This window comes from Dorea hominis (assembly GCF_014287705.1).
GTDB lineage: Bacteria > Bacillota > Clostridia > Lachnospirales > Lachnospiraceae > Dorea_D > Dorea_D hominis.
Genome location: NZ_JACOOY010000015.1, coordinates 1 through 20,687, shown reverse-complemented (window position 1 = coordinate 20,687; position 20,687 = coordinate 1). Strand labels below are relative to the sequence as shown.

The 20,687-nt window shown below is 38.5% G+C and carries 23 protein-coding genes, 1 tRNA gene, 1 rRNA gene and 1 pseudogene; 9 read left to right on the top strand and 17 right to left on the bottom strand.

Features of this window, described 5'->3' with window-relative positions; genetic code table 11:
- Nucleotides 1–19: 19 nt before the first annotated feature.
- Nucleotides 20–262, top strand: coding sequence for a hypothetical protein (locus tag H8S07_RS11110; protein ID WP_117649997.1), 243 nt, complete (start codon nt 20–22; stop codon nt 260–262).
- A 29-nt stretch (nt 263–291) separates the two neighbouring features.
- The gene (locus tag H8S07_RS11105; RefSeq protein ID WP_181975440.1) at nt 292–756 is read left to right on the top strand and encodes a DUF2716 domain-containing protein; all 465 of its coding nucleotides are present in this window, start codon (nt 292–294) and stop codon (nt 754–756) included.
- Between the two features lie 223 nt (nt 757–979).
- Here the strand turns inward: H8S07_RS11105 and H8S07_RS11100 are convergent, their stop codons facing one another.
- Nucleotides 980–1,657: a helix-turn-helix domain-containing protein gene (locus tag H8S07_RS11100; protein WP_118001019.1), complete on the bottom strand. Its 678-nt coding sequence runs from the start codon at nt 1,655–1,657 to the stop codon at nt 980–982.
- A 238-nt stretch (nt 1,658–1,895) separates the two neighbouring features.
- On the opposite strand from H8S07_RS11100, the gene H8S07_RS11095 reads away from it, so the two are divergent.
- The 3 genes from H8S07_RS11095 (at nt 1,896) to H8S07_RS11085 (ending at nt 4,806) form a co-directional block, all read left to right on the top strand.
- On the top strand, nt 1,896–2,225 hold the full coding sequence (locus tag H8S07_RS11095) for a hypothetical protein (protein ID WP_117650033.1): 330 nt from the start codon (nt 1,896–1,898) through the stop codon (nt 2,223–2,225).
- 63 nt (nt 2,226–2,288) lie between these two features.
- The gene (locus H8S07_RS11090; protein ID WP_408640170.1) at nt 2,289–3,419 is read left to right on the top strand and encodes a replication initiation factor domain-containing protein; all 1,131 of its coding nucleotides are present in this window, start codon (nt 2,289–2,291) and stop codon (nt 3,417–3,419) included.
- Nucleotides 3,420–3,666: 247 nt separating this feature from the next.
- Complete coding sequence (locus tag H8S07_RS11085; RefSeq protein ID WP_242997437.1) at nt 3,667–4,806, top strand: tyrosine-type recombinase/integrase; 1,140 nt, start codon at nt 3,667–3,669, stop codon at nt 4,804–4,806.
- Nucleotides 4,807–4,909: 103 nt separating this feature from the next.
- Here H8S07_RS11085 and H8S07_RS11080 read toward each other — a convergent pair.
- From H8S07_RS11080 to H8S07_RS11070, 3 genes are all read right to left on the bottom strand, one after another.
- Nucleotides 4,910–4,980, bottom strand: a tRNA-Trp gene (locus tag H8S07_RS11080).
- Between the two features lie 182 nt (nt 4,981–5,162).
- Entirely contained in the window at nt 5,163–5,819 is a 657-nt protein-coding gene (locus tag H8S07_RS11075) for an ECF transporter S component (protein WP_021860032.1), read from the bottom strand.
- Nucleotides 5,820–5,957: 138 nt separating this feature from the next.
- The gene (locus tag H8S07_RS11070) at nt 5,958–6,164 is read right to left on the bottom strand and encodes a hypothetical protein (RefSeq protein WP_186856015.1); all 207 of its coding nucleotides are present in this window, start codon (nt 6,162–6,164) and stop codon (nt 5,958–5,960) included.
- A gap of 222 nt (nt 6,165–6,386) precedes the next feature.
- Here H8S07_RS11070 and coaBC point away from each other — a divergent pair, with 222 nt between their 5' ends.
- Entirely contained in the window at nt 6,387–7,598 is a 1,212-nt protein-coding gene (coaBC, locus tag H8S07_RS11065; RefSeq protein WP_186856014.1) for a bifunctional phosphopantothenoylcysteine decarboxylase/phosphopantothenate--cysteine ligase CoaBC, read from the top strand.
- 204 nt (nt 7,599–7,802) lie between these two features.
- Here the strand turns inward: coaBC and H8S07_RS11060 are convergent, their stop codons facing one another.
- The 6 genes from H8S07_RS11060 to H8S07_RS11035 all read right to left on the bottom strand — a co-directional run bounded on the left by H8S07_RS11060 (nt 7,803) and on the right by H8S07_RS11035 (nt 12,936).
- On the bottom strand, nt 7,803–8,942 hold the full coding sequence (locus H8S07_RS11060; protein ID WP_186856013.1) for an iron-containing alcohol dehydrogenase: 1,140 nt from the start codon (nt 8,940–8,942) through the stop codon (nt 7,803–7,805).
- A 161-nt stretch (nt 8,943–9,103) separates the two neighbouring features.
- Entirely contained in the window at nt 9,104–9,394 is a 291-nt protein-coding gene (locus H8S07_RS11055) for a sugar nucleotide-binding protein (protein ID WP_186856012.1), read from the bottom strand.
- Nucleotides 9,395–9,461: 67 nt separating this feature from the next.
- Complete coding sequence (locus tag H8S07_RS11050) at nt 9,462–10,163, bottom strand: gamma-glutamyl-gamma-aminobutyrate hydrolase family protein (RefSeq protein ID WP_021860037.1); 702 nt, start codon at nt 10,161–10,163, stop codon at nt 9,462–9,464.
- Nucleotides 10,164–10,511: 348 nt separating this feature from the next.
- On the bottom strand, nt 10,512–10,799 hold the full coding sequence (locus H8S07_RS11045) for a hypothetical protein (RefSeq protein ID WP_021860039.1): 288 nt from the start codon (nt 10,797–10,799) through the stop codon (nt 10,512–10,514).
- Nucleotides 10,800–11,085: 286 nt separating this feature from the next.
- On the bottom strand, nt 11,086–12,162 hold the full coding sequence (locus H8S07_RS11040) for a M42 family metallopeptidase (protein ID WP_118661153.1): 1,077 nt from the start codon (nt 12,160–12,162) through the stop codon (nt 11,086–11,088).
- Between the two features lie 12 nt (nt 12,163–12,174).
- Nucleotides 12,175–12,936: a creatininase family protein gene (locus tag H8S07_RS11035; RefSeq protein WP_186856011.1), complete on the bottom strand. Its 762-nt coding sequence runs from the start codon at nt 12,934–12,936 to the stop codon at nt 12,175–12,177.
- A gap of 524 nt (nt 12,937–13,460) precedes the next feature.
- Here H8S07_RS11035 and H8S07_RS11030 point away from each other — a divergent pair.
- Nucleotides 13,461–14,489, top strand: a complete 1,029-nt coding sequence (locus tag H8S07_RS11030; RefSeq protein WP_186856010.1) for an aspartate aminotransferase family protein — start codon at nt 13,461–13,463, stop codon at nt 14,487–14,489.
- 11 nt (nt 14,490–14,500) lie between these two features.
- A complete protein-coding gene (locus tag H8S07_RS11025) occupies nt 14,501–15,259 on the top strand; it encodes a GntR family transcriptional regulator (protein WP_186856009.1) in 759 nt (252 codons plus the stop codon).
- Between the two features lie 107 nt (nt 15,260–15,366).
- Here H8S07_RS11025 and H8S07_RS11020 read toward each other — a convergent pair whose 3' ends face one another.
- The 4 genes and pseudogenes from H8S07_RS11020 to H8S07_RS11010 all read right to left on the bottom strand — a co-directional run bounded on the left by H8S07_RS11020 (nt 15,367) and on the right by H8S07_RS11010 (nt 17,102).
- Complete coding sequence (locus H8S07_RS11020) at nt 15,367–15,798, bottom strand: 2'-5' RNA ligase family protein (protein WP_243060540.1); 432 nt, start codon at nt 15,796–15,798, stop codon at nt 15,367–15,369.
- Between the two features lie 242 nt (nt 15,799–16,040).
- On the bottom strand, nt 16,041–16,658 hold the full coding sequence (locus H8S07_RS11015) for a sugar O-acetyltransferase (RefSeq protein ID WP_186856008.1): 618 nt from the start codon (nt 16,656–16,658) through the stop codon (nt 16,041–16,043).
- A gap of 26 nt (nt 16,659–16,684) precedes the next feature.
- Nucleotides 16,685–16,771: pseudogene (locus tag H8S07_RS15035) on the bottom strand (GNAT family N-acetyltransferase); the annotation flags it as partial.
- Between the two features lie 85 nt (nt 16,772–16,856).
- Complete coding sequence (locus H8S07_RS11010; RefSeq protein ID WP_186856007.1) at nt 16,857–17,102, bottom strand: helix-turn-helix domain-containing protein; 246 nt, start codon at nt 17,100–17,102, stop codon at nt 16,857–16,859.
- Nucleotides 17,103–17,397: 295 nt separating this feature from the next.
- Here H8S07_RS11010 and H8S07_RS11005 point away from each other — a divergent pair, with 295 nt between their 5' ends.
- Complete coding sequence (locus tag H8S07_RS11005) at nt 17,398–18,693, top strand: PLP-dependent aminotransferase family protein (RefSeq protein WP_186856047.1); 1,296 nt, start codon at nt 17,398–17,400, stop codon at nt 18,691–18,693.
- Nucleotides 18,694–18,820: 127 nt separating this feature from the next.
- Here H8S07_RS11005 and H8S07_RS11000 read toward each other — a convergent pair whose 3' ends face one another.
- The 3 genes from H8S07_RS11000 to H8S07_RS10990 form a co-directional block, all read right to left on the bottom strand.
- Entirely contained in the window at nt 18,821–19,885 is a 1,065-nt protein-coding gene (locus H8S07_RS11000) for a coiled-coil domain-containing protein (protein WP_186856006.1), read from the bottom strand.
- Between the two features lie 130 nt (nt 19,886–20,015).
- Nucleotides 20,016–20,309: an MGMT family protein gene (locus tag H8S07_RS10995; protein WP_330598564.1), complete on the bottom strand. Its 294-nt coding sequence runs from the start codon at nt 20,307–20,309 to the stop codon at nt 20,016–20,018.
- Nucleotides 20,310–20,593: 284 nt separating this feature from the next.
- Nucleotides 20,594–20,687 (bottom strand): 23S ribosomal RNA (locus H8S07_RS10990); the annotation flags it as partial.

Sequence of the window (20,687 nt, the reverse complement as noted above, 5' to 3'; positions counted from 1 at the left end):
AAAGTAAGGATACAATACGATGAAAAATAACATCAAAAGAAAAGATAATATTAAATCTGTAACATTAGTAATAGATGCATATGACGATAGGAAATTGGAAATTCCACTTGAGGTGTGGCAAGTTGATGTTATCTGTAGAATGCTTGGTTTAAGCGTAGATACAGCTAACTTAGACACTTATAGTATGCGAAGTAAAGAGCAAGTAGATGAGGATATGAAAATGTATTATCACATCTTAAGAAATTTACATAATAAAGAGTAGGATAATATAACAGCAGGGGGAATATAATATTGAAAATTATTCCGCAAAATACAGAAAATCTCTTATGGAACAAATTATATAATGAATATAAATTCACACCCAAGATACACGGACAATTTGAATGGATAAAAATCCCCATTGAGAATAAGACGTATCACAAAGACACTCCTTGGTCAGATGAACAGGAGCATCTAATTAATTCTTTTTTGGAAGAGTTGGTAAGTGATAAAATGTATGCTTTTGATTGGCAACATGACTGTTTTACATTTTCCCCAAAAGAATATATCCCTTGTGATTATGAATATTATGACACTAACAGAAAATGTACTGTTTATTTTCCTACCTACTATCCGAATGGGGATTATCATTTATTTTTTGATTCTGACTGGAAATATGGAATATTTGGAAATCCTTGGAAAAAAGAAATTATTGTAATGGGGAAAAATCTAATAGAAAAATTTGAAAGCAATAAAACGAATTTAAATATTAATTGATTTTTATAAGTTCATTCTAAAATAATGTTTGAATGCTGATATCCTACTGAATATTTCCATGTTTTCATTTTATAAATAAGATTTTCGTCATCTAGTGATGTCAAGGAACAAGGCGAAGCCGATACGCCGTTAGGGCAGTCCTTGACAGAACGGACGGTATCCAATACAACCATGCTATATAGAGGACTTGAAAGGTCACCAACCTTGCAAGTCCTCTTGTCTGTTATCTGGAAACTTTCCGGAGATAAAGCACTTCCTTTTCGATTTCACGGACAAATTCATCACACAAGACAGGCTGACAATCACTCGCTACATAGCAATTTTTTTCGGACGAATAGGCAAACGAAAAGATTTCCGTTTCCAATGTCTTTTCATTGATTCCATAATAATATATCTGAGAAGTGGCAAGTGTCATATGAATACTGGAAAAATCCCTTGTAAATATCTCATATGATTCTGGTTGAGTAAGTTCTTTTGGATATTGATAATACTCTTTTGAATCTTCCCGTAAGAAAATAGGTACGATATGCATTTCATTTAAACTGACATTTACATATATTTGATATCTTGGGATTAATGCCCCATACTGTGTCTGAAATCCGATATATGCCGTGTCGGTGTTATTCAATAAGTATTCCATTTCTTTGTAAAATACATATCCCGTAGTCTGATTATCTGTAGCACTGATATTTTCCATAGGCACATTTTCACCCATTAACCAGTTAATATTGATATCCAGTGCGTCAGCAATCAGTTCCAATTTATCCTTTTTGGGATTGTAATTTCCAGAAAGATAAGAACTAAACGCACCCTTTGTAATTCCTGTTCGCTGTACCATTTCCACTTGCTTTACATTTCTTACATTCATCGCAAATCTGATTCGTTCTGCAATTGTGTTCATTTCGATATCCTCTACTTTCTCTGTGTGGCTGATTCATTTATTCTGTACTCACTATATCATAAATACTCTGCAAAGAAAATAAAAAGTTTATAAATTTCTAAACTTTATATTGATTTTCGTTTTGCTCAATGTTATGATTTAAATAGTTTAGAAATAACTAAACTTCAAATATCCATGGATTTCAATACTTATTAAGACGACTGTCCTATCGGTGATACGGGGAGAAAGGATAATGCTTATGCAGATTACATTAACAAAAGAACAGATCAAAGAGGTATTCGGGGAACTTCGTTATATGGGAGCTGATTATTGCTACCGCTATGACAAAGATACCAGAAAGAAAACCGAAGATATCGAAGCGGTCAAACTTCATCTTGGAAGTATGAAACTTGGTAACAGTGTTGATATTCGACTGGAAATGACAGAAATCCCAACTATCGAGCCATATTCTGTAGTGGAACTGGATACACCTGTCTATGCTCCATATGTTCAGAGAGGAAATTATCCTACACTGGTAGAACGTGTAACCTGTAAAGGGATTCGTTGTATTTCCCAGAAAAATGCATAGTAACATATGAACTTCCTGTCTCTTGCTGTCCGTACCAAACGGACAGTAAAAGAGACAGGGATAGTGGCTCTGCCACTATCGGCAAAGGAGGATTATTATTTGGAAGAAAGAAGTAAATCAGTTCTTTCAGAACCCTCCTATACTAACAGGAGGGTAACACGACAAAAAAACAGTCTGACAGCCTTGATTGACTGGTGTCAGATTACAGCGAAAGATGTAGATTTATTCACTGTCATAACGGACATCCTAAAAATTCCTCTTTCACTTATGGAACTTCAGAATAAAGGGAAAGGAATTGCCGGACATGAACTGGTTGCCGGATTTGATAATATCAAGATTCTAAAACCGACTGGTAAAATGCAGTACAATGGATTTCAGATATTAATGAGTGGCTCTGGCTGTAGAAATTATGAAAACTTCCTTGTGATAAACAAAGAAACATGGTTTGATTTCTTCGCAAGGGTATGTCAGTATCATGTGAATTTTCCACGAATTGATTTAGCAATAGATGACCATAAACCATATCTTAACATTCCAGAACTGATACGTTTAACAAAGCAAGGCTTAATATCTAGTCAGTTACGTAATTATTCTGAAAATGCTTCTGGTGAATTAAGTGAATCAATACCTGTTCATAAAGGAAACACGCTTTATCTTGGGAGTAGCAACAGTGATTTCCGAATTGTTTTCTATGAAAAAGGGTACGAACAGGCAGAAAAATTTGGCAAAGAATTAGACCCGAACTGGAACAGATATGAACTGCGATTCCGACAGGAACGGGCAAATAAAGTTGTACAGGAATTAATCGCCAGACGTGATGTTGCAGAGATTGCAATGTCTGTACTAAATGGTAAAATCCGTTTTCTTGAACAGCCGGAAAACAAATCTACTTCACGGAAAAGACTTTATCCTACTTATCCCCCTTGGGAATTATTTATGCAAGATATAGAGAAAATAAAGCTGACAATTCAACCGCAGAAAAAGACACTTGATAGTATCTGGAACTGGTTAGAAAGTTCCGTTGCTCCGTCTTTAAAATTATTTTCAAAAATCGGAGAACTGGATAACTGCGATTATATACAGGTATTAATCGAACAGGCAAAGATGAATGATACCCAGATAAAAATTTATGAAGATTACAAAAAATCTTCCAAACTACCAATAACAGAAAGGAGTTATTCTGATAATGAGTAAGCGAAATATCTGAATGATTCGCCCATAATAACAGATAAATGACAATATAAATTTAAAATAAAAAAATACAGGGCATTAACTATACACAGAAAAATTAAATAGGCACAAGATATTTTGAGACAATACCCTTATCATATTGATGTAATTTATGACTGAACCCAACGCTTACGACGATACAGATTTATTGAATTACGCAATCCAAACAGGTATAATCTCTTTAGATACCATGCTGAATGATATAACAGATATGGAAAGAAAGGAAATACTTGCACAGCATGTTTACGCAATTACAGTAACAACAGACAAATCGGGAAAAGAAATTTATTCCACGTATCTTCCACAACAAGACGGAAACCGACTTTACAGACGCAGAAATACCCGTGAAGAACTGGAAAATGTCATTGTAGAGTTTTACAAGGCTCTACAGGAAGAAATTTATATTGATGATGTTTTCTATGAATGGATAAATCGCAAACTGGATTTCGGCGAGATACAGAAAGCGTCTTATGACAGATACGTGAACGATTACAAAAGATTTTTCCACTACACTTCTGTTTCAATTACCAAAAAGAAATTTAAAAATGTCACAGAAGATGATTTGGAAGTATTTATCAAATGCACCATTCGTGACCTTACACTTACTAGAAAGGCATATGCCGGATTACGGACATTGATTCGTGGTATCTTCAAATACGGTAAGAAGAAAAAGTATACTGCAATCAGTATCACTGAATTTTTTGGAGATTTAGAACTGCCGAATAATCTTTTTAAACGGAAGATTATAGATAAGCAGAAAGAAGTGTTTATGGAAGATGAAATTCCCGTAGTCATTCAACGTCTGAAAGCAAAGCCGGATATTTATAATCTTGGTATTCTGCTTACATTTCAGACAGGTTTACGTGTCGGTGAACTAAGCACTCTAAAGAAAGAAGACTTACACGGACGTATTATTAAAATCAGACATACCGAAGATAAATACCGAGACGAAAACAATAAATGGATTGTAGCTGTAAAAGAACACGCTAAAACAGATGCTGGTAATCGGGATTTAATCATATCCTCTACCGCACTGGATACGTTGAATCAAATATTGGAACTGAATACATCGGGAACATATTTATTTGAGCATAACGGAAAACGTATCAGAGGAAATACTTTTAATAAAAGACTGTCCAGAATATGTAATGAATTACATATCCCACATCGTACCATGCACAAGATACGAAAGACTTATGGAACAACCTTAATAGACAGTGATGTAGATGAGGGATTTATTACAGAACAAATGGGACACAGTGATATCAGTACAACAAAAAAATTATATTATTTCAGCAATAAAACAACGAAAAACAAAGAAAAACAGATTGAAAATGCTATCTCATTTTAGGAATAATTCCTGTTTGACTACATACTTGACTACATTGGAATTATCTAGAAAATGAAAAAAGCCAGAAGCCTTGGAAATTCAAGGTTTCTGACTCTTCGGTCAACAGGGGATGAGAGAATCGAACTCCCGCCAAAGGTTTTGGAGACCCCTATCATACCACTTGACCAATCCCCTATGTGCTTGTCTGTGTGATTGACACTAGATATTTATACCACAGATTAGCACTATATGTCAATATTTTTTCTAAATTTTTTCATTTAATTTTTATATCCCTTTATTTAGAAGGCATGATTTCCTATCGCATAAATAAGGCGACAGAAAAATCTGCCGCCTTATAATTATATTCTGTATTATATTTATTTTGCCACTTCTGCACGTCCTATTCCGATATCCATCTTCTTGAATACACTGAGCAGGACTTTTCCAATTGCGAGTACAAGCACTGCTGCTGCAATCGCTTCCGGGATTCCGGATGCTGTTACGGTTCCCATGACAAGGCCCCATACTGCACTGACCGCAACATCTTTTGCTTCTGCATACTGCTTTGCAAACAAGAGATAAATACTTCCCATCACACAGATTGTATTCACCATTGATCCTGCAAATCCAACAATTGGAAGTGCAATAACTGCATTCATCTTAATCTTCTCAAACAAAATCCAGAGCCATCCTGCAGCTACTCCGATCAAAATTCTGCATCCTACAGATATCCAGATTGCCTTTACTGCACCAGTAAGTCCTGTTGTGCTCATAAATGGTGAGAATGCAAAGGATAACAATGTTGGAGCCATCGTGTTGCTGATCAGAGAGCAAATACCAAATACGCCGCCAAGAATTGCTCCTGCTGCCGGTCCAAGTAAAATTGCTCCGAGAATTACCGGGATGTGTACCGTTGTCGCCTTAATAATCGGAAGCTGGATCATCCCAAGCGGTGTGTTCGCCAGTACGATTACAATTGCTGCCATAAGTGCAACACTTACCATCCACTTTGTGTCGTGTTTCTTTGTTTTCATTATTCAATTCCTCCTTGTTATCATTCCTGCCTTGCAGGATACAATACAATTACGCTCGTTATTGTATCATCCCAGACACGATAGCACAAGGATTTTCTTGTATAATTTCACGTACTTTATAATTCTACAATCTTTGCTTTATGATAGATTTTCGGAAGGAATTTCTTTCATATTTTTTTCAGATAAATTTACTGTCAGAATCGTCGAAATTCTTATATGGATATCTTCTTTAAATTCTTTATTTAAACGAATCAGATTCTCTTTAATTCTCTGTTCTATGCAGGACTTCAGAATCTTCTGTGCAAAATCTACCTGTAAAAGCACTTCTACACCACTGATTGTCACACCACCGCCAGAATGAAAGAAGAGAATCGTCTCCTTTGCAATTATTTTAACAATCGTTTTTGCTAAATGTTATAAATTATTTAGCGTTTAGTATAAGTTTGTCTTTCATATTATGAAGCATTTCATAACCACAGGGAAGTCATCCACTTGCAAGATTCTAAAAAAAACGATATAGTGAACATTAGAATATCAGAAAATATCAGAATAGAAAGAGGTTTTTTTATGAACTTAAAAGATAAACATGTCTTGCTTGGCGTAACAGGTGGCATTGCCGCATACAAAACTGCAACTCTTGCAAGCAGTCTTGTAAAAACCGGCGCAGATGTCCATGTGATCATGACTGAAAATGCAACAAATTTTATTACACCTGTCACATTTGAAACTCTGACCGGGCACAAATGTATCATTGATACTTTCGACCGCAATTTTGAATTTAAAGTAGAACACGTATCTCTTGCACAGATGGCAGATGTCATCATGGTTGCCCCTGCAACTGCAAACGTCATTGCAAAACTGGCACACGGTCTTGCTGATGATATGCTGACAACAACGATTCTCGCAAGCAAAGCGCCAAAACTGATTGCTCCGGCAATGAATACCGCCATGTATGAGAATCCAATCACACAGGATAATCTGAAACGCCTGCAGTCTTATGGAATGGAAGTCATCACACCGGCAAGCGGACGTCTCGCCTGTGGTGACACCGGAGCCGGAAAAATGCCGGAACCGGATACTTTGCTTCAATATATTTACAGAACATGTGCATGCGAAAAAGATATGACAGGCATGAAAGTACTGATCACAGCCGGACCTACCCAGGAGGCAATTGATCCAGTCCGTTATATTACCAATCATTCTTCCGGGAAAATGGGCTATAATCTTGCCAGAGCCTGTATGCTACGTGGTGCGGATGTCACTCTCGTAACCGGAAAAACATCCCTGACTCCTCCGCTTTTTGTTGAAACGATTCCTGTCGTAACTGCATGTGATATGTACGAAGCAGTCACCGAGAGAAGTGCCGACATGGATCTCATCATCAAAGCTGCTGCTGTCGCTGATTACCGTCCTGCTATTGTTGCTTCTGAAAAGACAAAAAAAGCAGACGGACAGCTTTCTATTGAACTGGAACGCACCGATGACATTTTAAAATACCTCGGCGATCACAAAAAACCGGGGCAGTTTTTATGTGGCTTTTCTATGGAAACGCAGAACATGATTGAAAATTCCAGAAAGAAGCTGGATAAGAAACATTTAGATATGGTAATTGCTAACAACTTAAAAGAAGCCGGCGCCGGTTTTGAAACAGATACGAATATCGTGACAATCCTGACGAAAGATACCACTATAGAGCTTCCGATCATGAGCAAGGAAGAGGTTGCTTTTCATATTTTGGATCACATCCTTGCCTGCAAGGATGCAAAAAACGAATTTTAGATGTAAGTTATTCTATGTACTCCGGTTCATCTGCTGTTTTAATTTTCAGACGATGAATTGTCATAAACTTTAATCACAGCGATAAAATAAGGCGGTGGTATAGATGTCCAATTCTATACCACCGCCTTATTATAATTCTTTACTTAATATAATACTCTCAGGTTCTCACTCACTTCATGCTTCCACAAACTGTCTCTGGCAGCATTACATCGCTTCTATATAAATCTCCCGCACTTCTTCTTTTGTAAATACTCTCGGGTGATTATTAATGCTTGCAAGAGATACCTTGAATGCATTCTCTGTCATCCAGTCTACATCTTCCATTTTTACACCTTCGTTGCCCAGAGATGTTTTAAGTTCCAGCGTTTCCAATAACTGCTCTAAAATATCGACCAGTTCATTTTCATCTTTCCCGCCGAGAAGTCTTGCAATCTCAGCAAATCTTTCCGGTGCTGCCGGAATACTCTTCTTATAAATAACCGGCGTCAGTGCCGCAAGTCCTCTTCCATGTGTAATATTTCTAAGCCCACTTGCCGGATGTTCCAGGCCATGAGACGCTGCAACTCCTGCCTGATTGATCACCATTCCGCCATAAGTACTTGCAAGTGAAATCGCGCCCCACGCATCTTTATCTTCATAATTTTCATACGCTTTAACCAGATTTTCACCGATCAATCGGATTCCTTCTTTTGCAAATAATTCCGTTACCGGCGCACATGCTTTGCTTAAATATGCTTCCATACAATGGCAGAGCGCATCAAAGCCAACCGATGCCAGAACTTTCTTCGGCATTGTCATCATCAGTTCCGGATCAATAACAGATGCTTTGGCAATCACAGAATAATCCCGCAAAGACTTTTTGTCCTTCGTCTCATCATCTGTCAGTACTGCAAAACAGTTTCCTTCACTTCCGGTTCCGCAGGTCGTCGGTACAAGAATCAACGGCAGTGCTCCTTTACCAGTCTTTTTTCCATAAATATAATCAAATATTTTTCCTTCATTTACTGCTGCAAATGCGATGGATTTCGAACAGTCCATAATACTTCCACCGCCCAGGCCAAGTACTACTTCACAGCCATTTTCACGTGCAATCTGTGCTCCTTTTTCTGCCGTAGAGGCAAGTGGATTCGGTTCCACCTCATCAAACAGCAAATGCTCCAGGCCTTCTGCCTCCAGCAATTTTTCTACGCGATCCAGTAATCCGGAACGCTTTGTACTCCCACGTCCGGTTACGATCAACACTTTTTTTCCGTATTTTTTTACTTCTTTTCCAATGCACTCTGCTTTTCCTGCTCCGAAAATCAAATGTACCGGTAATTCATACTCAAATGCTTTCAGTTCCATATTCTCTCAACCTTTCTTATTTTAAATAAAAAAGCTACAGCATCTCTGCCATAGCTTCCTCGCTTCCAGTTAGTTTCATTCTATCTGTGTCTTTTCTGTTTGTCAACTGATTTTTGATATACCAAGTTTCTTCTTTGTTTTTTCTGCAGTATTTTTCGTCATTATTCCATTCCTCCTGTCTCATCCAGATATTCTTTCAAAGCTGTCTTCCAATCTTGCGGTTCCTCGATACCTGTGAGACGGAGCATCATATTATCCAAAACGGAATAAGTCGGGCGTGCAGCGTCTTCCTTTACAACCGGATACAATTCCAGTTCTCCTGTCTTTCCTGTAAGACTCAGGATCGTTCTTGCAAACTCATATCTGCTGCAGCTTCCCGGACACACTACATGGTAAAGACCATACTCTTCATTATCAATAAAATGACGGCCTGCCTCCTGGCAAGCCGTCAAACACGTTGTTCTTCTACTTCTTTACAACTGTAAAGTCAAGATTTTTCTATAAAATTCTACTTCTCATCTATATTGAATCAACAAAAGAGCATATAATCTTTCGGTTGTTTTCATCTTTCTGATATAAAAATTCAGGATGCCACTGAACACCAACTACATATTTACGATCCGGCATATAAATGCTCTCGATCAAGCCGTCTTCTGAAATTGCCATTTGCTTAAATTGAGGCGATAATTTTTTAACTGCCTGATGATGGTAGCTGTTCACTTTCATTTGCTCTTTACCTAAAAGATCATAAAGCGGGGTATCTTTTTGTATTGTATTAAAATGTATCATTTCATTGTATGACGGTTGTATACGATGGTCGAGATCGCTATCATATTCCGACTTCAGGTCTTGATACAAAGTTCCCCCGTAACAGACATTCATTAGCTGTATACCACGGCAGACACCTAAAACAGAACGGTCTTTTTCGACTGCTTTCTTTAAAATATACTGTTCCATTTCATCTCGTGCCTCACACAAAGTCCCACACCATGGTTTTTGCTCCTCGTTATAAATAGAAGGCGCCACATCCGGTCCTCCGGTTAATAAGAATCCACCGCATATTTCAAGGAAATAATCTAACTCATTATGGTTACTTGTCAAAGGAAGTAACATAGGTATCGCATTTTCTGCTTCCAACATTTCCAGATAATCCGGCTGTATCCAATAACATTTCTTTTCTCTATCATACAGTGGCATAACACCAATTACTTTTCTCATCATTTTCTTCCTCTCAAATACATACTTTTACAGGCTTTGGTAAACGAACAGGCGATTCATTCCCTCCTGCCAGGGATACTCAAAAGCTGCTGTTTTATAATCACTCAATCTTGCCGTTTCCGTTGCAAATTGAATACCGACTTTTGAGGCATCAATTCCCAATGTTTTATGTGTAGGCTGATACTGCAAATATTGAAATGAAATATCTCCGGTACCACGGCCAAAATCCGGTACATTCTTTGAAAATCTGATTCCACATTTCTGTTTCTCGCTCTTATGCTTTGTCCAAAGTCATGCCATCCCCTTTTAGTCCTGCATATGTTGCATTGTTTCTAATAATTTAGCACTCTGTCAAAATCCTATAAAAAATCTCAAGCAACAAATCAAGTCATAAGCAATCAATCCAACTAATACAATACTGATCAATCCATTGATTATCACTATTGCTTTATTTTTTCTTGATATAATAAGACTGATAATGTTTAATGCTACCGCGAATCCACTTACAAATGGGTATATGAAAAACCCTGAAACTGGTGCCAGCCATATTAAACAGGCAATTATTTCTACAAATATCGAAACAATTGTCAATGCAATAGAAATTCTTTTTTGTTTTGTATTGCGAATTTCTTCTTCCATAGTTATCTTTCTCACCTCCAGTTTCGTCCATATATTATATCGTTTTATGAACGATTTTTCCACTATTTTTATGTATTACTTTTCTTGTTGTCTTATGATTTCTGATAATATCGACAGCAACTTATCCTTGTATCATTTTATCCATTTCAAACACATAGACTTCGGATTTTGACATCATTTCTTTCACTAAATAAAAAAGGATTTTATGCAGTTTCTGCTTATCTCAGCTCCTGCATAAAATCCAGAATTTCTTTTACATATTATATGTAGTACACATTATAGATTTTTAAAAACTCATAATCTGTTCTTCGTCAAGTCTTTTAAGAATTTCGCATGCCAGCTTAACAGCATTATCAAAGTCGGCATAAGCTGAAATTCCATAATGCGTATGTGCATAGCGAACCGGAACTCCGATAACGATAACCGGAACTGCTTTTTCAGTCAAATGTATAGCTGCACCATTGGTTGAACCGGCACTACGAACTGAATCCTGAACCGGAATACCAAGCTTTTCTGCCAAATCCAACGCATATCTTTGATAACGTGGATTCGTGATCATACGGGAATCAATGTGACGCAGCATCGGTCCGCGCTTGATAGCTGTCTGAACCATATACTCTTCAACACAAGTATCATCTGCCGGGCATCCTTCAAAAACAATTGCAATATCCGGCTTAATCACCTGTGCTGTCACGGTAGCACCACGTACACCAACCTCTTCCTGTGCTGCACAAGCGCCAACAATATCAACATTCAGATCCTCACCAGCCAGTGTATGCATAGTCTTAAGAATTGCCGCACATCCCAGACGGCAGTCAAAGCTCTTGCCCACCATCAGATCTGTGTTTTCTGAATATGTAAATGTCACATCCGGCACTACCGGTTCACCGATACGAATGCCGAACTTTTCAATTGCTTCTTCTTTAGAAACAGCACCAACATCTACTGTGATATCTTTCATATCCAGAGGTGCTTTACGCTCCTGCTCTGTCATGAAATGCGGAGGCTTGCTGGCAGTAAGACCTGGAATATATTCTCCGAATCGGTTGCGAACCAGGACTTTATGAGCTGGAATATTGTGGTTAACCCATCCTCCGACCTGAATAATGCGAAGTGTTCCGTTCGGGCAGATAGCCTGCACCATAAAACCAACCTCATCACTATGTGCGTCAAGCTGAACAACCGGACGTTTGCCATTATTTTCTTTGCGGCGGATATACAGATTGCGCATGCGATCTTCTTTAATTTCTCCAAGTCCTTCTGCGTAAGGACGAATCGCTGCAACCACTTCATCTTCGAAACCGGATGTACCGTTTGCATTTGAAATTGCTGCAATCATTTCCAGCGTCGTTTTTTTATCCATTTTAATACCCCTTTATGAAAGTTCTACTTTCTTGAATTCTTCCATGAAATCAACAATATAGTTTGCTGTAGTCTCAAGCATCTCCTTGCCCCACTCTTCTGTAGCGGTGCTCGGATGATCCGGTCCGATCCAGCCGCTGTCTGTTACATGTGGAGTATTACGTATAATATCAACGCTAACTCCCTTGAACTCAACAGAACGGAAACCGGTTGTCTTCAGATTATCAGACAGGTGCTTAAACTTAAGCTCCCCACCGATCTCACTCTTATCAACTAAAGATGGATCGATTCCAAGAATTGCAGCTGTTTCTTCACCGCCGCCGTGGCCGCCTTTCCACGCTGGGTTCATATCCCATGCCATCAGCCACCAGTTAAGCATAGCAACCAGACAGCCCTTATCTTCAAATTCCATGCCAAGGCGCTCAATCATCTTCATGTTTCCGCCGTGTCCGTTCAGGAAAACGAATTTTCTTGCGCCGTGACGATACAGACTCAGGAAAATCTGACGGCAAAACTGATAGAGTACCTCGACGTCAATATCAATTGTACCCGGATACGGAGCTAAACTCTGACAGGCACCGTATGGAATAGTCGGAGCAATCAAAACATCACTCTTCTTCTCAATTTTCTCTAACAAATGATCCGGAATCAGTGTATCGGTTCCAAGTGGCATGTGACGACCGTGACACTCAATACTACCGATAGAAATAAGTACCATATCATTTTTTTCAAAATATTCTTGGGCTTTCGGCCAAGTCAAATCTGTAAGTCTCATAGTTTTCTTTCCTTTCACATATAATAATTATTCTCTTCTGAAAATCGGACTATCCGGAAACCGGACAGTCCGACATCCGTTCGTTACTGTGCTACTTTAACTTTATCCAGGCTGTAGTGTCCGTTATTATCCCCATTTCGTAATATCCAAACAGATACGCCTATAATTTTCGAGCCGCTCTTGATAAAATAAGTATAGTTTAGGCAAATAGGATTGTCAACAATTTCGAATTGATGTTAACAACAAAAAAATGTCAGTATTTTTGTTGATTTTCACCATATTTTTTTCTCTAAACAGTGTTTTTAAAACTTTTTACAACTGCATAACATGCTTTTTTATGCTTTTGTACCAATTTTTCAAAACAATAATTGTTAATAATGTTATTGTGTGACTTTTCATGTATTTTTTTGTAAAAAAATAATACTTTCGCTTTTGTTAACAATCCACTATAATTGTAATTAGTTTTTAGATAACGGACAAAAGATACCCGTATAACTTTTCTATTAGTAAGGAGGAAACAAAACATGCGAAAAATTGGCGGTTTATTCAACTATGAACCAAGCAAACCTATCGAAAACGGATACTTTTCACGTATCTGCTCACCTAATGATGATCTGGCATTTACCATGTCTGGACGATGCGGTATCTATTATTGTTTACAGGAGATTGCACGTCACGATACGCGTAAAGTAGCATATGTGCCTTTGTATACCTGCGAGACAGTCCTTGCTCCTTTTGAGAAAGCTGGATATCAGCTGAAATTTTATGAGCTGGACAAAGATTTGCACAGCATTTTTGATACTTCTGTTATCGATGAAATCAGTGTTTTATCTCTTTGCGGCTACTATGGCTTCTGCAACTATGATCACGACTTCGTTAAAGCCTGCAAAGAAAAAGGAGTTGTAATTTTTGAAGATGTAACTCATTCCATGCTCTCAGCTGACGGTATCGATCCTCTCTGTGATTATTTTGCCGGAAGCTTCCGAAAATGGATGGGGGTTGATTGCGGTGGATTCGCTGTTAAACGAAACGGAACCTTTGAAACACCTCTTCTGCCAGTAGAATCAACACATCTTAAACAGCGAAAAGAATACTACGAGACAGGAGACGGCGATGTTTTCTGGGAAGGAGAGCTGCGACTTCGTCAGATATTTGACAGCTTTGCCGGAGATGATAATTCAGAATATCTCCTTCGCCATGCTGACTTTGATTACATTTGCAAGACAAGACGTGAAAACTACGCTGCACTTTTAGACGCTCTTACCGCACCCCTTCATGGTGTGCAGGTAGCCTTTCCTGAACTTCCAGAGGCTACTGTTCCAAGCCATTTCTGCCTGTATGCCGAAAAACGTGACGAATTTCAGCAATACCTGACAGATCACCAGATTCGTTCGACTGTCTACTGGCCAGTGGGTCCGCTGGTTCATCCACTGCCAGATTCATCAGAACAATACATTTATGACCACATTGTATCCGTTCCTTGCGATCAACGCTTCACACCTTCTGATATGCAGTATGTTGCGCAAGTTTTAATGGATTATTCTGAAAATTAGATGAGGTAAATATGCAGGAACAACGAAAAGCATCAAACACAACTACATCAGAAATTGTTCTTAAATCTCTGCGGGAGCAGATTATTAACGGAACCCTTCAGCCTCAGGAAAAACTGGTAGAGGCTGAAATTGCCCAGAAATTCGGGCTCAGCCGAGGTCCTGTACGCGAAGCACTGCGACAGCTTGCCGTTGAAGGTTTAGTCGATTACTGTCCTAACAAAGGATGTACAGTCGCACTGCTTTCTCCACAAGATGCGTATGAAGTTTTCTTTTTACGCGGCAGCCTCGAAAAACTGGCAATTCAAAAAAGCAACTGTCGACTTAGTGATTATAGTCTCCTGATAATGGAAGCCAGCATTGAAGAATTTCGAAAGGCTGTTCTCGAAGGTAATACCATGAAGGCCGTTCACGCAGATGAGATATTTCACCAACAGATCATTCGCTCTGCTCAGCTTGATCGATTGACCAAAATGTGGGAGCTTCTAAGCCCCCTGAATGGTGCCATGTTTCTCTCGGTTCAAAATGCTAATCACTTTGGACAGTTAAACGGAGATGCTGAAACGCTTCAGAATGCTAAATGCTTAGAACCAAACACTCCGGATTCACGCACCTCTCATAACGGAGGTGCTGCAGTATGGACACACCAAAGCTTGTTGGAAGCCATCCGAAGCAGCGACCTCCAGGCAGCCTGTGCTCTTTTGGATCAGCATTATGAAGAAACCGGCAAACGTGTATACAGACTTTCACTCATGAAAGAACAGAGCTTTTAATTCGTTTCATTAATATTCAAGAGGGCCTGGAATTATTCCGGACCCTCTTGAACTTTTATTATCCTTTACAGCTGTGAAGTCAAGATTTTTCAATTGTGAAATAGTTTTTATAATAATGTAAACTTAGCTACATCTTCATGTGGATTTACTTTTGCCAAACCAATCTCTCCAAATCGTGCTGTAAATGGTATGAATTTTTCCTGCATCGTCTGAAATGCCTTCTGCATCTGCACTTTATCCAATGTTTTTCCAAGAGTTATATGTGGCAACCATGAAAAAGGCTTATAATATTCACTCAACGTTGTCTCGGGAATATCACAAAATGCTTTATATATTTCCCCAGACAGATCAAACAGCTTCTGATTCATCACAGGCATTGCATACAGTACATACGGAAACAGCTGTCCAATCGAAACAACCTTCATGTTCCCTGCACACAATTTTCCATTCAAATCTTCAAATGCCGGCTTCAAAACATTCACATTTCTCGCCTCAATCGAAGCAATTGTCATATGTGGCGGTACTTTATTCTCAATCATAAAATAATTGCCTGATTTTTCTGCAATTCTGTCTATATACCGCTGCAATATTTTATTTGTTTTCTCGTCAAAATAAATAGAAATAAGATACATGTGTTTTCCTTTAGACTATTTTTCATCACTTTATCGACTTTATCATCAACAGTTGCATAACTGTTTGTGTGTGAATGATGGAGATAAATATCCTTATTTTGATGTGAAATTGACTACACATCCTTAGCTGGGCACACAACTGGAATTGTTCAATTCTTTTTAATTCCATCTGGCATATAATCTTTCTCAGTTATCTTGCGAATAACCCGGCATGGATTTCCAGCTGCCAGACTATAAGGAGGAATATCTCTTGTTACAACGCTTCCTGCACCAATTACGCACCCTTCTCCTATGGTGACACCACCGCAAACAACTATATTAGATGCCAGCCAACAATTATCTTTTATAGTTATTGGTTTCGCATATTCTAGATTATAAAAACTACCATCTTCTCTCTTTCTGATATTGCGTTCTTCAGGTAATAATGGATGCATAGGAGTTGCCAATGTAACATTTGAGCCAATCATCACATTATCGCCTATATGTATTTCACATACATCTAAACATGTAAAATTAAAATTAGCAGAACTGAGTTTTCCAAAGAAAGTATTGCATCCGTAATCAAAATAAACAGGTGCCTGCAAATACGGAAGCTCCTCTGTTGTTGGCAATAATTCTTGCAATATCTGTGCTTGCTCTTCTGGCTGATCTTCATCTGTCGAATTGTATTTTCTTGCTAATTTACGTGCATTCAGGCGTAATTGCTCCAATTCTTTATCTGTTGGATCGTATAACTCACCACTTAGCATTTTTTCTCTTTCAGTCATTTTCAATAGCCTCCAATTCCCGATTTCTATATTTGTTTCCATAGCATGGTGTACTCTTTTTCACGAGTAGCTTCATCCAAACCTTCACATTGAATAATGAACCCTTCTCTTTTTTCCATTCTATCACAAGCTCATCATTAATCATCAATTTTTTATATTTTTCTTTCCCCCACTGTAAAACAGCCTTTAAGCGTTTCGTTATATAGAGGGGTAGCCTGCTAAATAATCTAAGACTGCTTGTTGTTTCAATTCTTTGGAATATTTTTTATTCCCTTTCAATGTGAATGCATTTGCTCCCATAGATTCATAGTTTCGAACCCATTGTTGGACAGATGCGAGACTTACATCAAACATATCGGCAATTCGCCGTTGGCTTTCTTTTCCATCCAGATATAGATTTACAGCATATATCTTATCCTCAACAGATACTTTTCTTTTAGGCATAAAATATGCTCCCTCCTAAGTGACAAGTTTTTATTATTTCACTTGTCTACCTAGAAGGGAGCATATCATTTTTTCCTAACAGTCTTTTCATTTATTTCTACATATTCCGCAACACCTTTATCATATCGTTTTCACTTTATTTTTTGAATAACAGAGCGGAAAATGTTTCAATTTTCTTTTTTGTTTCTACGGAAATTCAACATTTCTTTTTATTTTTTGCAAGAACGCATTGACGAAACGTCAAAATATGGTAAAATAATAAAAGTCTACAAAAATTATAACGGAGGGCATGACAATGATACCATATGAAGAATTATCAAAAGAAGAGTTATTAGAAATAAAATCCGATCTCGACGCACAATTTGAAGCAATCAAAGCAAAAGGATTAAATCTTGACATGTCCAGAGGAAAACCTTCCACCGAACAGTTAAATCTTTCCATGGAAATGATGGATGTTCTGACAAGTGAATCTGATCTTGTCTGTGAAGAAGGTGTTGATTGCCGTAACTACGGTGTTTTGGATGGAATTAAAGAAGCCAAACAGCTTCTTGCTGATATGATGGAAGTACCAAAAGACAATATTGTTATCTTTGGTAATTCCAGCCTGAATATTATGTATGATACCATTGCACGTTCCATGACACATGGCGTAATGGGCAGTACACCATGGTGCAAACTTGATAAAGTAAAATTCCTCTGTCCGGTTCCTGGATACGACAGACATTTTGCTATCACGGAATATTTTGGAATCGAAATGATCAATATCCCAATGACTCCAACCGGTCCTGATATGGATCTTGTTGAAAAATATGTAAATAATGATCCTGCCGTAAAGGGTATCTGGTGTGTACCCAAATATTCCAACCCGCAGGGTATCACATATTCAGATGTAACAGTACACCGTTTTGCAGCATTAAAACCGGCTGCTGAAGATTTCCGTATTTTCTGGGACAATGCATACGGAATCCATCATTTATATGAAGATAAGCAGGATTACCTGATTGAGATTCTGATGGAGTGTAAGAAAGAGGGCAACCCGGATATGGTTTACAAGTTCTCTTCTACTTCCAAGATCAGCTTTCCAGGTTCCGGTATCGGTGCTATTGCCGCATCGGATGCAAACCTCGAAGACATCCGTAAGCAGATGCGTATCCAGACAATCGGTCATGACAAGCTTAACCAATTAAGACATGCAAGATATTTTAAAGATATCCATGGTATGGTTCAGCATATGAAACGCCATGCAGATATCCTTAGGCCAAAATTTGACATGGTTTTGTCTTCTCTTGACCGCGAATTATCCGGTCTTGGAATTGGAAGCTGGATGGCTCCACGTGGCGGTTACTTCATTTCCTTTGATTCTATGGAAGGATGTGCCAAAGCTATCGTTGCCAAGGCAAAAGAAGCAGGTCTGGTCATGACAAATGCCGGTGCAACTTTCCCTTATGGAAAAGATCCGAAAGACAGCAATATCCGTATTGCTCCGTCTTATCCGACAGTAGAAGAATTGAAAACTGCATGCGAGATCTTTACTCTTAGTGTAAAACTCGTCAGCATCGATAAACTTCTCTCTAATATACTGGGTATCTAATTTTTGATATTGTGTCGTTATTAAACAGGAGGCTGATCAACTAATGATTAGCCTCCTGTTCAATATATGTAAAAAAGAACCATCGCACTTTAGTGTGCAACAGTCCTTTTCTCCGTCGTTATTTCATTTACCAGTCTGTATAAAGATCGATGTTTCCTCTTCCACTTCCAGTATCGTATACTTTACCAGGTCCCAGAGACGTTTGTACAACCGTTCCTTTCGGATAATCATCACTTGCTAAAACAATATAATTGCCTGAGTCACGAATCGTTCCGTCACTTGCAATATGACGTCCAGGAATGCCTAATCCACCGCCTGGAAGAACACGCTGGGAATAATATGTCTCTGTATGTCCATTGTACGTTATACGCCCCTTCTGCGGCGTCAGACCGCCGGATGGGATAATATAATTGCCATGACGAACTCCGGAACCGCCTGTCGTATTTCCTCCGGTATTACCGCTGTTATTAGACGAAGGTTTTTTATTGTGTTTTTTCGTGCTGGATTTCTTTGAAGTAGACTTCTTCGCAGTCTTTGTCTGCTGTGTCTGCTTCTTCTTAAGTTCTTCCTGTCTTGCCTGCTCCGCACGTGCGGCCTTAAGCTTCTTATTAAAATCATTCAGATCCGTCGATGTCGCATCTGCTTTGTTTTTTAACTGCTGTTCTTCGCTGTCCATCTGACTCTTGAGATCTGACAGTTCCTGTTGCTGTTTCTTCAAATCTTTTTCCTGCTCTTCGATTCCCTTACGCACCTTAACCATGTTCTCGAGCATATTACGGTCATACTCTGTGACATTCTCTATGAAATCGGCTTTATTAAGGAAATCAGCCATACTGTCAGCTTTCAGAAGTAACGTAAGCATAGTAGAAGAACCATTCTCATACATATACTTAATACGAGTCTTCATGTTCTCATACTGCTTCTCTTCATTGTTATAAGAAATCTTCAATGATGCTTCCAGTCTGTACACTTCATTATCCGACTGATCGATCTTCTTCTGTGTAGCTGATATCTTATCACTGATTGCTACCAAATCCTGGTTCAGTCCATCCAACTGATTTTTAAGATTACTTGTCTTATTTTCAAGATTGTTAACTTCTGAAGCCTGTACTGGTATACTCGGTACGGCAGTCATTAATGCACATGCTAATGCAACTCCGCATCGCATATGTTGTTTTCTACTTCTTTTCATAAAATTCATCCTTTTAAAATCTCTTGTTATCGAACCAATTTATGTATTATAACCTATTTTCCCAAAAACTGCAAGTTTTACAGAATTCGGATGCGCTTACACTGAAGCTTTTTACTCTTCCAGATTCCACTTACATTTCCGCATGTCTACGTATCCATTTTCCTTGAAAATAACACCTTCTTCTTTCAGAAGCTCTCTGCATATGCCAGCCCGGAGCTGTCCTTCCTGCATGGTTTACCACTCTGTGACACGGATAATCTCCGTAATCCCCCGCCTCGCTTAGCACTTTTCCAACCAGTCTTGCATTCTTTTCCCGTCCGATCAGGGCAGCGATCTGTCCATAGGATGCTACCTTTTCTTCCGGTATTTCTTCCACTACAGATAGGATCTCGTAAATCAGTGATTCAGCTAATATCTTTTTCATATCTTCCTCAATACTCTCGTAATCTCCTTTCATTCTGCCTAAATCTTTCTTACATTTTAATATGATCAAGCATGTTCACAAATACGGATAAGTTGTTGATTTCTATAATTTCTTTCTATAACTTATCCCTATCATAGTTTGAGATTTGAATAGGAGATTTGTAATCGAGCAGATAATTTTCTCCTCGCCATAACAAAAAAAGACCAACAATCGTTGATCTCCTTACTTTATATACCTTCAAAACTGCATACAAGAAATACTTCATCCTTTACCTATCACCTTGCTTGGTCATGCCCTCGACCGATTAGTATCAGTCAGCTCCATGTGTTACCACACTTCCACCTCTGACCTATCTACCTCGTCGTCTTCAAGGGGTCT

Bases quoted from the DNA above. Each gene is read 5' to 3' on its own strand.
- coaBC (WP_186856014.1), top strand. From the start codon at position 6,387: ATGAACTTAAAAGATAAACATGTCTTGCTTGGCGTAACAGGTGGCATT.
- H8S07_RS11085 (WP_242997437.1), top strand. From the start codon at position 3,667: ATGGAAAGAAAGGAAATACTTGCACAGCATGTTTACGCAATTACAGTA.
- H8S07_RS11030 (WP_186856010.1), top strand. From the start codon at position 13,461: ATGCGAAAAATTGGCGGTTTATTCAACTATGAACCAAGCAAACCTATC.
- H8S07_RS11095 (WP_117650033.1), top strand. From the start codon at position 1,896: ATGCAGATTACATTAACAAAAGAACAGATCAAAGAGGTATTCGGGGAA.
- H8S07_RS11010 (WP_186856007.1), bottom strand. From the start codon at position 17,102: ATGCCTAAAAGAAAAGTATCTGTTGAGGATAAGATATATGCTGTAAAT.
- H8S07_RS11100 (WP_118001019.1), bottom strand. From the start codon at position 1,657: ATGAACACAATTGCAGAACGAATCAGATTTGCGATGAATGTAAGAAAT.
- H8S07_RS11020 (WP_243060540.1), bottom strand. From the start codon at position 15,798: ATGATTGAGAATAAAGTACCGCCACATATGACAATTGCTTCGATTGAG.
- H8S07_RS11025 (WP_186856009.1), top strand. From the start codon at position 14,501: ATGCAGGAACAACGAAAAGCATCAAACACAACTACATCAGAAATTGTT.
- H8S07_RS11035 (WP_186856011.1), bottom strand. From the start codon at position 12,936: ATGAGACTTACAGATTTGACTTGGCCGAAAGCCCAAGAATATTTTGAA.
- H8S07_RS10995 (WP_330598564.1), bottom strand. From the start codon at position 20,309: ATGAAAAAGATATTAGCTGAATCACTGATTTACGAGATCCTATCTGTA.
- H8S07_RS11015 (WP_186856008.1), bottom strand. From the start codon at position 16,658: ATGACTGAAAGAGAAAAAATGCTAAGTGGTGAGTTATACGATCCAACA.
- H8S07_RS11000 (WP_186856006.1), bottom strand. From the start codon at position 19,885: ATGAAAAGAAGTAGAAAACAACATATGCGATGCGGAGTTGCATTAGCA.
- H8S07_RS11050 (WP_021860037.1), bottom strand. From the start codon at position 10,163: ATGATGAGAAAAGTAATTGGTGTTATGCCACTGTATGATAGAGAAAAG.
- H8S07_RS11005 (WP_186856047.1), top strand. From the start codon at position 17,398: ATGATACCATATGAAGAATTATCAAAAGAAGAGTTATTAGAAATAAAA.
- H8S07_RS11045 (WP_021860039.1), bottom strand. From the start codon at position 10,799: ATGGAAGAAGAAATTCGCAATACAAAACAAAAAAGAATTTCTATTGCA.
- H8S07_RS11075 (WP_021860032.1), bottom strand. From the start codon at position 5,819: ATGAAAACAAAGAAACACGACACAAAGTGGATGGTAAGTGTTGCACTT.
- H8S07_RS11040 (WP_118661153.1), bottom strand. From the start codon at position 12,162: ATGGATAAAAAAACGACGCTGGAAATGATTGCAGCAATTTCAAATGCA.
- H8S07_RS11110 (WP_117649997.1), top strand. From the start codon at position 20: ATGAAAAATAACATCAAAAGAAAAGATAATATTAAATCTGTAACATTA.
- H8S07_RS11060 (WP_186856013.1), bottom strand. From the start codon at position 8,942: ATGGAACTGAAAGCATTTGAGTATGAATTACCGGTACATTTGATTTTC.